The organism is Streptomyces sp. NPDC056224, from assembly GCF_042267665.1.
In the GTDB taxonomy this organism is placed as follows: Bacteria; Actinomycetota; Actinomycetes; order Streptomycetales; family Streptomycetaceae; genus Streptomyces.
The window spans coordinates 19,949-33,355 of sequence record NZ_JBHJTK010000064.1; the positions used below are offsets into that span (position 1 = coordinate 19,949).

The 13,407-nt window shown below is 72.0% G+C and carries 13 protein-coding genes; 3 read left to right on the forward strand and 10 right to left on the reverse strand.

Going from position 1 to position 13,407, the window contains the following annotated elements:
• The first annotated feature begins 51 nt into the window (after positions 1 to 51).
• Positions 52 to 249: a DUF1918 domain-containing protein gene (locus tag ACFCZ1_RS36070; RefSeq protein ID WP_328924805.1), complete on the forward strand. Its 198-nt coding sequence runs from the start codon at positions 52 to 54 to the stop codon at positions 247 to 249.
• Positions 250 to 304: 55 nt separating this feature from the next.
• Here ACFCZ1_RS36070 and ACFCZ1_RS36075 read toward each other — a convergent pair whose 3' ends face one another.
• A complete protein-coding gene (locus ACFCZ1_RS36075; protein WP_376682525.1) occupies positions 305 to 1,549 on the reverse strand; it encodes a glycoside hydrolase family 10 protein in 1,245 nt (414 codons plus the stop codon).
• 154 nt (positions 1,550 to 1,703) lie between these two features.
• Here ACFCZ1_RS36075 and ACFCZ1_RS36080 point away from each other — a divergent pair, with 154 nt between their 5' ends.
• On the forward strand, positions 1,704 to 2,606 hold the full coding sequence (locus ACFCZ1_RS36080) for a 3-hydroxybutyryl-CoA dehydrogenase (protein ID WP_328924807.1): 903 nt from the start codon (positions 1,704 to 1,706) through the stop codon (positions 2,604 to 2,606).
• A gap of 3 nt (positions 2,607 to 2,609) precedes the next feature.
• On the opposite strand, the gene ACFCZ1_RS36085 is transcribed toward ACFCZ1_RS36080, so the two are convergent.
• The 9 genes from ACFCZ1_RS36085 to infC form a co-directional block, all read right to left on the reverse strand.
• Positions 2,610 to 3,146, reverse strand: a complete 537-nt coding sequence (locus ACFCZ1_RS36085; protein ID WP_376682526.1) for an NUDIX hydrolase — start codon at positions 3,144 to 3,146, stop codon at positions 2,610 to 2,612.
• A gap of 53 nt (positions 3,147 to 3,199) precedes the next feature.
• Positions 3,200 to 4,540: a transcriptional regulator gene (locus ACFCZ1_RS36090; protein ID WP_376682527.1), complete on the reverse strand. Its 1,341-nt coding sequence runs from the start codon at positions 4,538 to 4,540 to the stop codon at positions 3,200 to 3,202.
• 384 nt (positions 4,541 to 4,924) lie between these two features.
• Positions 4,925 to 7,453 (reverse strand): phenylalanine--tRNA ligase subunit beta, encoded by a 2,529-nt coding sequence (gene pheT / locus ACFCZ1_RS36095; RefSeq protein WP_376682528.1) that lies wholly within the window; start codon positions 7,451 to 7,453, stop codon positions 4,925 to 4,927.
• Complete coding sequence (gene pheS / locus ACFCZ1_RS36100; protein ID WP_376682529.1) at positions 7,453 to 8,580, reverse strand: phenylalanine--tRNA ligase subunit alpha; 1,128 nt, start codon at positions 8,578 to 8,580, stop codon at positions 7,453 to 7,455. Before pheS ends, pheT begins: the two co-directional genes overlap by 1 nt.
• A gap of 156 nt (positions 8,581 to 8,736) precedes the next feature.
• Positions 8,737 to 10,041 carry an ATP-binding protein gene (locus tag ACFCZ1_RS36105; protein WP_376682530.1) on the reverse strand — a complete coding sequence of 435 codons (1,305 nt, stop codon included), beginning with the start codon at positions 10,039 to 10,041 and terminating at the stop codon, positions 8,737 to 8,739.
• A 56-nt stretch (positions 10,042 to 10,097) separates the two neighbouring features.
• Positions 10,098 to 10,958, reverse strand: coding sequence for a TrmH family RNA methyltransferase (locus ACFCZ1_RS36110; RefSeq protein WP_376682531.1), 861 nt, complete (start codon positions 10,956 to 10,958; stop codon positions 10,098 to 10,100).
• Between the two features lie 138 nt (positions 10,959 to 11,096).
• Positions 11,097 to 11,483: a 50S ribosomal protein L20 gene (rplT, locus tag ACFCZ1_RS36115; RefSeq protein ID WP_073920387.1), complete on the reverse strand. Its 387-nt coding sequence runs from the start codon at positions 11,481 to 11,483 to the stop codon at positions 11,097 to 11,099.
• A 103-nt stretch (positions 11,484 to 11,586) separates the two neighbouring features.
• Positions 11,587 to 11,781, reverse strand: a complete 195-nt coding sequence (gene rpmI, locus ACFCZ1_RS36120) for a 50S ribosomal protein L35 (protein ID WP_030387121.1) — start codon at positions 11,779 to 11,781, stop codon at positions 11,587 to 11,589.
• Positions 11,782 to 11,885: 104 nt separating this feature from the next.
• Positions 11,886 to 12,623: a translation initiation factor IF-3 gene (infC, locus tag ACFCZ1_RS36125; protein ID WP_376682532.1), complete on the reverse strand. Its 738-nt coding sequence runs from the start codon at positions 12,621 to 12,623 to the stop codon at positions 11,886 to 11,888.
• A 355-nt stretch (positions 12,624 to 12,978) separates the two neighbouring features.
• Between infC and ACFCZ1_RS36130 the strand changes: the two genes are divergently transcribed.
• Positions 12,979 to 13,356, forward strand: coding sequence for a DUF1844 domain-containing protein (locus ACFCZ1_RS36130; RefSeq protein ID WP_376682533.1), 378 nt, complete (start codon positions 12,979 to 12,981; stop codon positions 13,354 to 13,356).
• Positions 13,357 to 13,407 lie beyond the last annotated feature (51 nt).

The window sequence follows — 13,407 nt, forward strand, 5'->3', positions numbered from 1 at the left end:
AGCGATCTAAACTGCTAGCACCGGATCGGACCGCCACCGAGGAGGTCAGTTATGCGCGCGACCGAGGGCGACCAGCTGGTGCAGCACGGCAGGATCGTCGGACAGCACGACAAGGTGGGCGAGATCACCCAGGTCCTGGGCGAAAACGGAACTCCGCCGTACCGGGTCCGCTTCCAGGACGGCCACGAGGCCCTGATGGCTCCCGGACCCGACTGCACGGTCCGCCACCCCGCAGAGAGCGAGCACTGAACGAGCACCGAACGGGCACCGGGCGGCACCGAGCAGGCGCTGAGCGGGCCATGGATCAGCGCGGGGGCACCGCCGAGCCGTAGTGGTCGGCCACCACCCGGGCCATCGCTCCGTTGCGGTCCGCGGCCACCTGCTTCGCCGAGAAGTAGACGTGGCCGCGGACTTGTGGATACCCGCGGGCGAACCGGACGTGCTTCGACAGCTCCGCCGGGTCGCGCCAGGCCGCGGTGGGGCTGTCCGCGTCGCAGCGGTACAGCCCCTCCCCCACGTAGAGCTGCACCTGCGTGCCCGCGACCGTCCGCGCCCACCAGGGGACGATGTCGGCGTAGTCGGCGGTCGGGTGCCCGATGTGCCAGTAGGCCTGCGGTACGACGTAGTCGATCCAGCCCTCGGTGACCCACTTGCGGGTGTCCGCGTACAGGTCGTCGTACGTGCCGAGGCCCGCCCGCGTGGCCGAACCGAGCGGGTCGCGGTCGGAGTTGCGCCAGACCGCGAAGGGGCTGACGCCGAACCGGACCGCGGGCCTCAGCCCGCGCAGCCGCGCGGACATCTCGCTGACCAGGGTGTCGGTGTTGTGGCGGCGCCAGTCGGCGCGGGAGCGGAAGGCCGCACCGTATTCCTCGTAGGCATCGTCGTCGTCGAAGTCCTCCCCCGCGACCGGGTACGGGTAGAAGTAGTCGTCCCAGTGCACCCCGTCCACCGGATAGCGGGTGACGGCGTCGAGCACGGCCTCCTGGACGAAGTGCCGCACCTCGGGCAGCCCGGGGTTGTAGAAGAGCTTCCCGCCGTACTCCACGGTCCAGTCCGGGTTGAGCCTGGCCGGGTGCTCGGACGCCAGCAGGTCGAGGTCGGTGTGGTTGGCCACCCGATACGGGTTGAACCAGGCGTGCAGTTCCAGCCCGCGGCGGTGCGCCTCGGTGACGGCCGTACCCAGCGGGTCCCAGCCCGGATCCACCCCCTGTTCGCCCGTCAGCCACTGCGACCACGGCTCCAGCCGCGAGGGCCACAGTGCGTCGGCCGCCGGCCGGACCTGGAGGATCACCGCGTTCAGCCGGCGCCTGACGGCCGTGTCGAGGAGGCCGAGGAGCTCCGCCCGCTGCTCCCGGGCCGTGAGCCCGCTCCTTGAGGGCCAGTCCACGTTCGCCACGGAGGCGATCCACATCCCCCGGAACTCCGCGGCCGGCGCCGCGCGGTCCCGCCCGGGCGCCGCCGCCCGCGCGAGCTCCGTCCGGCCCGATGCCGCCGAAGCCAGCGCCCCCGCGGCCCCCGCCAGCAGCCCCCGCCGTCCGATGTACGCCATGTGACGACTCCGTTCCGTTCCGTGACATCGCTTCGTGTCCGCCCAGCATGCCCGCCCCGGCCCGCCACCCGGGGCAAGGTCGGGGGTAACGTCGGGGGGCGTGGCGGGCGCCGGAACGCAGTTACCACTGCCAGGCCCGGGGGACCCGCGATGGATGAGCAGCGAAAGGCACGAAGTGACGGACCTCTCTACCCTCCCGACCGACATCACACGGGTCGGCGTAGTGGGCTGCGGCCAGATGGGCGCGGGCATCGCGGAGGTGTGCGCCCGCAGCGGTCTTGAGGTGAAGGTCGCCGAGACCACCGGCGAGGCCCTGGAGATCGGGCGCACCCGGCTGCACAGCTCGCTGACGAAGGCCGCCGAACGCGGCAAGATCAGCGAGGAGGAGCGGGACGCCACCCTGGCCCGCCTCACCTTCACCACCGACCTCGGCGAGTTCGCCGACCGCGACCTCGTCATCGAGGCCGTCGTCGAGAACGAGCAGGTCAAGACGGAGATCTTCCAGGTTCTCGACCAGGTGATCACCCGCCCGGACGCGATCCTGGCCTCCAACACCTCCTCGATCCCGCTGGTGAAGCTGGCCGTCGCGACCTCGCGGCCCGACCAGGTCATCGGCATCCACTTCTTCAACCCGGCCCCGGTGCAGAAGCTCGTCGAGCTGATCCCGGCGCTCACCACGGGCGAGGAGACCGTCAAGCGGGCCGAGGCCCTGGTGCGGGACGTGCTGGGCAAGCACGCCGTCCGCGCCCAGGACCGTTCCGGCTTCGTCGTCAACGCGCTCCTCGTCCCGTACCTGCTGTCCGCGATCCGGATGTTCGAGTCCGGCATCGCGAGCCGCGAGGACATCGACAACGGCATGGAGCTGGGCTGCGCCCACCCGATGGGCCCGCTCAAGCTGTCCGACCTGATCGGTCTGGACACCATCGCCTCGATCGCCGACTCCATGTACGCCGAGTACAAGGAGCCCCTGTACGCCGCTCCCCCGCTGCTCCAGCGGATGGTCGACGCGGGCCGCCTGGGCCGCAAGTCGGGCGCGGGCTTCTACCCGTACGGCTGAGCCCTACGGCCGGCCCGGCCTGAGGTGATGCAGGAGCAGCAGCCCGGCCGCCATGTTGGCGGCCGGGATCTCCCCGCGCGCGATCATGTCGGGTACGCGTGCGAGCGGGACCCATTCGCGGCGTGAGGACTCGAAGCCGTCCTCGGGCTGGCCGATGTACGTGGCCCCGTCCGCCCAGTAGAGGTGGTGGCGGGCGTCGGTCAGCCCGTTGGACGGCTCGACGGTCATCAGGTGGTGGAGCGGGCCGGGTCGCCAGCCCGATTCCTCCTCCATCTCCCGCGCGGCCGCGGCCGGGGCGGACTCCCCGTCCTCGACCACTCCGGCGGGCAGCTCCCACCCCCAGCTGTCCGTGATGAAGCGGTGCCGCCACAACAGCAGCACCTCATTGGCCTCGTTGACGGCCGTGGCGACGGCGACCGGGCGCAGCCGGATCACGAAGTGGTCCAGGTGCCGGCCGTCGGGGAGTTCCACGTCGGCGAGATTCACGTCGAACCAGCGGTTCTTGTACACAGTCTGCTCACTCAGGTTCGTCCACTGCACGGCTGTGTCACCTTCCGTTCGGATTGGTGGCAACATGGCAGCAGTTCGCGCCGTCACAGGGGAACGCGCAGCGCCCCGTCAATGAGCTGTGCAGTCTCCTCCGCGCCCGAACAACCGCTGGTCAGAAGCTGTTCGCGGACCGCCCGCAACCGGTCGCGCAGCCGCAGCGACTCCATCCCCTTGGCCCGCTCGGCCATTTCGGCCGCGGCCGCCACCGCCCGGTCCGTCTCCCCCTGGCGCAGCTGGATCTCGCACAGCATCGCCAGCCGGTGCACCCGGCCACGGTCGTGCGCCGGGGTGCCGACGGCCGCGGTCGCCTGCTCGTGCGCGGCGGCGAGGTCCCCCAGCCCGAGCAGCGCCTCGGCGACCTGGACGTTGACGAGCCCCGGCTGTACGTAGCCGGTCTCGTCCGGTTCGGTGCCCGGTCTGATCCGCTCGGCCGCCGCCTCCGCGTGCCGGATGCAGGCCAACGCGGCTCGGGTGTCGCCGAGTTGGGCGTAGGCCTTGGCCTGCATGGCATACAGGTCGGCGGCCAGCGCCGGGGTGGTGTGCCGGCCGGCGGCGCGCAGCGCGGCCTCGGCGAAGGCCACGGCCTGGCGGTACTCGCGCAGGTGCAGGGACTGGTTGACGATCAGCGCGATGACGTACGCCCCGAGGCCGCGGTCCCCGCTCGCCTTGGCCAGGCGCAGGGCCTGGTGGAAGTAGCGTTGGGCGAGCCCGTGCGCGTCCGAGTCGTACGCGCAGATCCCCGCCACCGCCACGAGGGACCCGGTGGCCCGGTGCAGCCGCCTGCCGAGGGCGTCGGGGTAGCTGCCGCGCAGCATGGGAGCGGTCTCGCTGCCGAGGAAGCGGACGATGCGGTCCCGGGTGGCCACCCCGCCCGCCCGGCGGTACATCAGCTCGTAGTGCGCACGGGCGGCCCGCAGGATCTCGATGTGCTCGGGCCCTATCCGGTCCGGGCCCTCGCGGGAGACGTCGGCGTCCTCGGGCGGGTTCTCCCACTCCCAGACGGGTATGACGGCGGGGGTTCCGGTGACCGCCCCGGCGGTGAGCAGCTGGGGCCGGGCCTGCCCGTCGGAACGCCACAGGGCCGCCGCCCGGTCGACGAAGCCGCTGAGCGGGGAGGCCTGCGCGGAGGCGGCCTGGCCGGGGACGCCGAGCCCGATGTCGTCCAGTCCGACGGGCCGCCGCAGCCGGCCGCCGAGCACCTCGCAGATCAGGTCGGGTACCTGGCCGCGGGGCCGCTGGCCCTTCAGCCACCGGCCGACGGCGGTGTGTTCGTAGCGCAGGGCCAGTCCGCGGGTGCGGCCCGCCTGGTTCACGTACGCGGCGAGTCCGGCGTGGGACATTCCCGCCTCGGCGAGAAGGGCGTCGAGCAGGACATTGGGCTGCATGGGCCGCTCCAAGGGCTCGTCGTTCTCAGGCTAGTGGGTGCGCGGTTCACACGGGGTGTGAACCGTGTACGCGCATAAATGCGATACGCACCCTGCCGTAGACGGGCCGTTCGGCGATTCACTTAAGGGCCTCGCCAAGAGGCAGCTCGGGTCGTCGGCTCCCCCTCGTACAGTGCGACGACCCGTCACCGCGCCGCCCGTCCTGCTGTCTGCCCGACACTCCACGGCAGGCGGGCGGCGTCCCGGTTCCGCCGGCGCCCGGTTGGTCGCCGGGCCCCGGCGGAACCGGCACCGGACCCATCGGCGCTCAGCCCGGTCACCCGAACGGATGAGGGGCGCATCCGGTGGTCCGGATGCGCCCCTCGACGGGCCTCGCAGCGGGCGCTACGCGCCCCGGAGCACCGCCCCGGTCCGCTCGCCCGCCAGGGCCACGGCCGCGTCACGGGCCGCCGTGGACTCCTCCGCCGTCAGCGTGCGCTCCGCAGCGCGGAATCGCAGCGCGTAAGCCAGGGACTTCTTGCCCTCACCGACCTGCTCACCGGTGAACACGTCGAACAGCCGCAGCGATTCGAGCAGTTCACCCGCGCCCTTGCGCAGCGCGGCCTCGACGGAAGCCGCCGGAACCGACGCGTCCACGATCAGCGCGACGTCCTGGGTCGCCACCGGGAAGGAGGAGATCCGGGGCGCCTGGAGGGCATCGCCACCGGCCGCCGCGAGGCGGTCCAAGTCGAGCTCCATCGCGCTGGTGCGGGCCGGCAGGCCCATCGCCTTGACGACGCGCGGGTGCAGCTCACCGGCGTGGCCGATGACCGTCTCCACCCCGTCCAGGGTGACGACCAGCTCGGCGCAGCGGCCCGGGTGCCAGGGGCCGTACTGGCCCTGGCGGACGACGAGCTCGGCGCCGGCCAGGTCGGCCAGCGAGCGCGCGGCCTGCACCGCGTCCGCCCAGTCGGCCGGGCGGCCCTTGCCCCACCAGCCGGCCTGCTCGCGGGCGCCGGCCAGCACGACCGCGGCGTACCGCGGCTGCGCGGGCAGGGCCGCGTTCAGGGTGGCGATCTCCTCGTCCGTGGGACGCCGGTCGACGGGCAGCCGTACGGCGACACCCGGCTGCGCTGCGGCCCGGAAGACCGAACCGGTCTCGAAGAGCGCCAGGTCGTGGCTGCCCCGGCTGTCGTTGCGGCGCAGCGCCCCCAGCAGACCCGGCAGCAGCGTGGTGCGCAGCGCCGGCTCCTTGTCGGAGATCGGGTTGACCAGCTTGACGACCTGGCGGGAGGCGTCGTGGGCCGGCAGCTGGAGCTGGTCGAAGACGCCCTCACCGATGAACGGGTAGCTGAGCGCCTCGACGTAGCCCGCGCCGGCCAGCGCGCGGCCGACCTGGCGGTGCAGCTGCTGCCGTGCGGTCAGACCGCGGCCGGAGGGCACCTGCGGAAGGGTCGACGGGAGGTTCCCGTAGCCCTCCAGCCGGATGACCTCTTCGGCGAGGTCGTTGGGCTCGGCGAGGTCGGGCCGCCACGAGGGAACGGTGATGACGAGCTCGTCCTGGCCGTAGACGTCGCAGCCGATCTCCTGGAGGCGGCGTACGACGGTCTCACGGCCGTAGTCCATGCCCGCGACCCGGTCCGGGTGGTCCGCGCCCATCGCGATGGTGCGCGGGGCGCCCGGGGCGAGGAACTCGGTGACGCCGGCCTCGGCGGTGCCGCCCGCGAGGAGCACGAGCAGGTCGACGGTCCGCTGCGCGGCCGCGGCGGCGGCGAGCGGGTCGACGCCCCGCTCGAAGCGCTTGGAGGCCTCCGAGGAGAGCTTCAGCCGGCGGGCGGTGCGCGAGATCGACACGGCGTCGAAGTGCGCGGCCTCGATGACGACGTCCGTGGTCCCGGTGACGGCGCCCGTCTCCGGGTCGGTGACGGAGTCGGCGATCTCGGTGTGGGCGCCGCCCATGACGCCGGCGAGGCCGATCGGCCCGCTCTGGTCGGTGATCACCAGGTCCTCGGCGTCGAGCGTGCGCTTGACCCCGTCGAGGGTGGTGAACTTCTCGCCCTGCTCGGCGCGGCGGACGCCGATGGCGCCCTCGATCCGCGAGCGGTCGTAGGCGTGCAGCGGCTGGCCGAGCTCGAGCATCACGTAGTTGGTGATGTCAACGGCGAGCGAGATCGGGCGCATGCCGGCCTTCTGGAGGCGGCGGGTGAGCCAGATCGGGGAGCGCGCGTCGGGGTCGAGGCCGGTCACCGTACGGGCGGTGAAGCGGTCGCAGCCGGCCGGGTCGTCGACCTGGACCGGGTAGCCGTACGAGTTCGGCGCCGGGACGTCGAGCAGCGCCGGGTCGCGCAGCGGCAGGCCGTAGGCGGTCGCCGCCTCGCGGGCGACACCGCGCATGGACATGCAGTAGCCGCGGTCCGGGGTGATGTCGATGTCGAGGACCTCGTCGACGAGCTGGAGCAGCTCGATCGCGTCGGTGCCGACCTCGTGCTCGTGCGGCAGCACGATGATGCCGTGCGTGCCGTCGTCGCCCATGCCCAGCTCGTCGCCGGAGCAGATCATGCCGTGCGAGGTACGGCCGTACGTCTTGCGCGAGGCGATCGCGAAGTCACCGGGCAGCACCGCGCCGGGCAGGACCACGACGACCTTGTCGCCGACGGAGAAGTTCCGGGCGCCGCAGACGATCTCCTGCGGCTCGCCGGTGCCGTTGGCCCGGCCGACGTCGACCGTGCAGAAGCGGATCGGCTTGCGGAAGCCCTCGAGCTCCTCGATGGTCAGCACCTGGCCGACGACGAGGGGGCCCTTGAGGCCGCCGCCGAGCTGCTCGACGGTCTCGACCTCGAGGCCGGCGTCGACCAGCTTGGCGGCCACGTCACGGCCGGTCTCACCCGCGGGGAGGTCGACGTACTCCCGCAGCCAGGAAAGCGGGACGCGCATCAGATCTCACTCCCGAACGGCCGGGTGAAGCGAACGTCACCCTCGACCATGTCTCGCATGTCTTCTACGTTGTGACGGAACATCAGCATCCGCTCGATGCCGAACCCGAAGGCGAACCCGCTGTACTTCTCCGGGTCCACACCGCAGGCGGTCAGCACCTTGGGGTTGACCATGCCGCAGCCGCCGAGCTCGATCCAGCCCTCGCTGGAGCAGGTACGGCACGGGCGGTCGGGGTTGCCCACCGACTCGCCGCGGCACACGTAGCACTGCATGTCCATCTCGGCGGACGGCTCGGTGAAGGGGAAGAAGTGCGGGCGCAGGCGGGTGGTCGTGCCCTCGCCGAAGAGCTCCTGGACCATGTGGTCCATGGTGCCCTTGAGGTCGGCCATGGTCAGGCCCTCGTCCACGGCGAGCAGCTCGACCTGGTGGAAGACCGGGGTGTGCGTCGCGTCGAGCTCGTCGGTGCGGTACACCCGGCCCGGGCAGACGATGTACACGGGGGGCTTGCGCTCCAGCAGCGAGCGCGCCTGCACCGGGGAGGTGTGGGTGCGCAGCACGACGCCGGACTCGTCGCCCTCGGTGCCTTCCGGCCCCTGGACGAAGAAGGTGTCCTGCATCTGGCGCGCCGGGTGGTCGGGCGTGAAGTTGAGGGCGTCGAAGTTGAACCACTCCGCCTCGACCTCGGGCCCCTCGGCGACCTCGTACCCCATGGCCACGAAGATGTCCGCGATGCGGTCCATCAGCGTGGTCAGGGGGTGGCGGGCTCCGGCGGGAACGCGGTCGTAGGGCAGCGTGACGTCCACGGCCTCCTCGACCAGCACCCGCTCGTCGCGCTCGGCTTCGAGCTCGACCGTGCGGGCCCCGAAGGCCTTGTTCACGGCGCCGCGGGCCTGGCCCACGCGCTTGCCCGCCTCGGCCTTGGCCTGGGGGGGCAGCGCGCCGATCTCGCGGTTGGCGAGCGCCAGGGGCGAGCGGTCGCCCATGTGCGCGGTCTTCGCCTCACGCAGCGCGTCGAGGTCGCCTGCGGACGCGAAGGCGGCGAGCGCCTCGTCCCGCATGCGCTCGATCTCTTCCGGTTTCAGTGCCTCGACCTCGACAGGGTCGTACGACTTGTTCGGTGCCGACATCTCTTCCCGTACTTCCGATGGCTGGCTGGTGGATCCCCGCGCGGCGCGCTCGACCGACACGCTCGCCACGAGGACACAAAGGTGCCAAAGGACGAGTCTAAAGGTCGCTGGGGGTGAAGGAGGCCCGTGGGCCACCTGGCGAGACGCTCCGCAGTGCTACTGCGTGAGGTACGCCGGGGCGCTCACGGGCAGGATAAATCGGAACTCGGCGCCGCCGCCGGGGCCGCGGCCGACCGTGATGGTGCCGCCGTGCGCCTCCACGATGCCCTTGACGATGTAGAGGCCCAGGCCGGTGCCGCCGCGCTTGCTCCCCCGCCAGAAGCGGGTGAAGACGCGGCCCATCGACTCCTCGGGGATCCCGGGGCCTTCGTCGGTCACGGTGACGGCGGTTCCCTTCTCGTGCGGCGATACGTCGATGGTGACCGTTCCCTCGCCGTGGCGCACCGCATTTTCGAGGAGGTTGCCGAGGATCTGGTCGATCTTGTCCGGATCGGCCCACAGGTCGGGGAGCGGGCGGCTCACCCGTACGAGGAACCGCTCGGGCGCCTGGCCGTTCGCGGTGAGCGCCTGGACGTGGCGGCCGACGGCGGTGGCGATGTCGACCGGCTGGCGGCGCACCTCCAGGCGGCCGGAGTCGATGCGGGAGATGTCGAGGAGCTCGGCGATGAGGCGGGTGACGCGGTTGGCGTCGGCGTCGACGGTCTCCAGCATCAGCCGCTTCTGGTCGTCGGTGAACCGCTCCCACTTGGCGAGCAGGGTCGCGGTGAACCCCTTGACGGAGGTGAGCGGGGAGCGCAGCTCGTGGGCGACGGTGGCGATCAGCTCGGCGTGGCTGCGCTCGGTGCGCCGGCGGGCCTCGGTGCCGCGCAGGGTGACGACGAGGCGGCGCAGCGGGCCGGTGGGGTGGGTGCGGACGTACCGGGCGGAGACCAGCACCTCGCGCCCGCCGGGGAGCAGGAGGTTCCGCTCGGGCTGCCCGCGGCGGGTGGCGAGGCCGCCGTACGGGTCGGTCAGCGTCCACCAGCGACGGCCTTCGAGGTCTTCCAGCGGCAGCGCCCGGCCGATGGGCGCACCGAGGGCCTGGCGGGGGTCGGTGGCGGTCATCCGGGCGGCGGCCCGGTTGAAGCAGATGACGCGGCCGGTGGCGTCGGCGACGACGAGCCCGTCCGGCAGCTCGTCGGGATCGATCCCGAACCCCTCGCCCGCGTACGCCGGGGCGGCGCCGGTGCCTTCGGCCTGCGGGAGAACGCCGGTACGGGCCCCGGGGCCGTGGCCCCGCCCGGCCGACGCCGCCTGTGGCGGTACGCCGGGCAGTCCGTCGCGCGCGTCCGCACGGGGCGGCCCGGCGACGGGCGGCGCGGACGCGGAACCCGGTCCGCGCGCCCCGGCCTGCGGGAACCACCCCTCGGCCGCGTCCGCGGTCCCCGCGGCGCCGGGTGAGCTGTTCGTACCGACGGTCATGTCCCCGTACCCCACATCTCCGAGTAGCGCAGTGGGCCCCCCGGGCCGCCACATTACTAGCTGGGGGTCACGGAGCGGCACCCTCCGGGCGCCCGCTGTGCACGCGCGGAGGCGTAGAGGCACACGGCGGCCGCCGTGGCGAGGTTCAGGCTCTCCGCCTTGCCGTGGATCGGGACCCGTACGACGGCGTCCGCCAGGGCCCGGGTCTCCTCCGGCAGTCCCCACGCCTCGTTGCCGAAGACCCAGGCCGACGGGGTGCCCATGGTGCCCGCGTCCAGCTCCGCGTCGAGGTCGTCCTCGCCCGCCCCGTCGGCCGCGAGGATCCGCACGCCCGCCGCCCGCAGGCCCTCGACGGCCTTCTCGACGGGGACGCCGACCGCCACCGGGAGGTGGAAGAGGGAGCCCACGGAGGCCCGTACCGACTTGGGGTTGTAGAGGTCCACCGACGCGTCGGTCAGTACCACCGCGTCCGCGCCGGCGGCGTCCGCGCACCGCAGCACCGTTCCGGCGTTGCCGGGGTCGCGGACGTGCGCGAGGACGGCGACGAGCTTCGGCCGGGCCGCCAGGACGTCCGCGAAGGGCGAGTCCAGGAAGTGGCAGACGCCGACGAGACCCTGCGGGGTGACGGTCTGCGAGACCTCGGCGAGCACCTCGTCGGAGGCGTAGTGCACGCGGGCGCCCGCGTGCAGGGCGGCGTCGACGATCTCGGAGTAGCGCTCGGCGGCCTCGACGGTCGCGAACAGCTCGATCAGGGTCGACGCACCCTCCGGGCCGCGGTGCTCGACGGCCTCGCGGACGGCCTGCGGGCCCTCGGCGATGAACCGGCGCTCCTTGGTGCGGAAGTTGCGCCGCGCCAGTCGCCTGGCGGCGGCCACCCGCGGGGATCGGGGGGAGATCAGCTCGGCGGGGGTGCGCATGGTCTCAGGGTTCTCTCTCGCGCGGGGCGCGGGGTCGCGGGGGGGGGTGCCCTACGGTGCGGGGCGAACGCACACGGACCCGCAGGCGATCGCCTGCGGGTCCGTGGGTGCCGACCGCTTCACGCGGCCGGCAAAGCCTTACGCAGCAGCCTTGGGGGCGTTGACGTCGGCCGGGAGGGCCTTCTGCGCGACCTCGACCAGCGCGGCGAACGCGTTGGCGTCGTTGACGGCCAGCTCCGCGAGGATCTTGCGGTCCACCTCGACGTTGGCGGCCTTCAGACCCTGGATGAGGCGGTTGTACGTCATGCCGTTCTGGCGGGCAGCGGCGTTGATGCGCTGGATCCACAGCTGACGGAAGTCGCCCTTGCGCTTCTTGCGGTCGTTGAAGTTGTAGACCAGCGAGTGGGTGACCTGCTCCTTGGCCTTGCGGTACAGGCGCGAACGCTGACCGCGGTAGCCGGAGGCCGCCTCGAGGATTGCCCGGCGCTTCTTGTGGGCGTTTACTGCCCGCTTGACGCGTGCCACTTTTTAACTCCTTGTAGCGGGGCCGTGGGTGTCTTCACACGGCCCGAATTCGATGGGGTCCCGGTCTTGACGTCACCGCTCCCAACGGGGGGAGCGGAGGACGTCACTTGCCGAGAAGCTTCTTGATCTTCGCGGCGTCGCCGGGGGCCATCTCCGCGGTGCCGGTCAGGCGGCGGGTGACACGGGACGACTTGTGCTCGAGCAGGTGGCGCTTGCCGGCGCGCTCACGGAGCACCTTGCCGGAGCCGGTGATCTTGAAGCGCTTCTTGGAACCGCTGTGCGTCTTGTTCTTCGGCATAGCGCCGTTATCTCCTCGTCGGTGGCGCTCCCACCGGTCCGGTACCGGACCGGTTCGTGGGAGCGTCATGTTGTATCGGTGATCCGAGGCGGGCTGCCCCGGAATCAGGCCTCGGTGTTCGGCTCCTGGGCGGGCGCCTCGTCGGCGACAGCCTCGGTGACCTCGACCTCGGTGACGGCGTCCTCGGCGGGTTCCCCCACCTCGGCGGTCTCCTGGGAAGGAGCCTCGTCGTCGGTGACGGCGACACCCTGGCGCTCGGCCTTGCGGGCGGCCTGCGCCTCGCGGGCTTCGGCCATCGCCTCGGTCTTCTTCTTGTGCGGACCGAGGACCATGATCATGTTTCGGCCGTCCTGCTTCGGGTTCGACTCGATGAACCCGAGGTCCTCGACGTCCGAAGCGAGACGCTGCAGCAGTCGGTAGCCGAGTTCCGGCCGGGACTGCTCGCGACCACGGAACATGATCGTGATCTTGACCTTGTCGCCCTGCTTGAGGAACCGAACGACGTGACCCTTCTTGGTGTCATAGTCGTGCGGGTCGATCTTCGGCCGGAGCTTCATTTCCTTGATGACCGTGTGCGCCTGGTTCTTGCGCGCCTCACGGGCCTTCATGGCCGACTCGTACTTGAACTTGCCGTAGTCCATGAGCTTGCAGACCGGCGGGCGTGCGGACGCCGCGACCTCGACCAGGTCGAGGTCGTACTCCTGCGCGAGCTCGAGCGCCTTGGCAAGCGGCACGATGCCGACCTGCTCGCCGCTGGGACCGACAAGCCGTACCTCGGGAACGCGAATCCGGTCGTTGATGCGGGGCTCGGTGCTGATGGATCCTCCTCGGTAGCACCACACGACTGCCTGGCAGACAGCCGCTGACGTGTATTTCCGTCAGACCGACCGCAGCGGGGAGAATGAAAAAAGCCCCGCCGGGCACAGGCAGGGGCTCCAAAACAACCGGAGCACCGCCGCGTGCGAACCGCGGGGCGCAGACTCGGGCAACTTTCCATCGTCCGTACGGAACGATGGATGCCACCTGACCGGTGACCCGCCTCCCGTGAGGGTGGCCGGGTGGGAGATCGGAGCCTCCACTTGTGGGCCGGGGACATACGTCTCCGGCCGGTCGTGAACCAATATAGCATTCCGCGCCGGAGCCGCTCACCCGGTGCTCCGGTCGGGGGGGCCCGCCGACCGGCTTATCGTGTGGAGCATGACTGACGCGACCCCTCCCGCCGACCCCGCTGCCGACGCCGCCCCCGACTACGACGCCATGACCCGCGACATCGCGGACGTCCCCGCGGTCGAGGTGATCACCACGGTGGCCGTGCACCTGCTGAGCGCCGCGGCGGTCAACCTGGGCCTGGACAAGCCGGATTCCGAGCACAAGGACCTCGACGAGGCCCGCAAGCTGATCACCGCCCTGGCCGGCCTGGTCACCGCGAGCGCCACCGAGATCAGCTCCTTCCACGCCGCCCCGCTGCGCGACGGCCTGAAGTCGCTCCAGCTCGCCTTCCGCGAGGCCTCGATCGTCCCGGACGAGCCGGGCCAGGGACCGGGCGAGAAGTACACCGGCCCGGTCTTCGGCTGATCGCGCTCCACCCCCGGCAACCACGACGGCCGGTGCGCCCCCGCCAAGGGG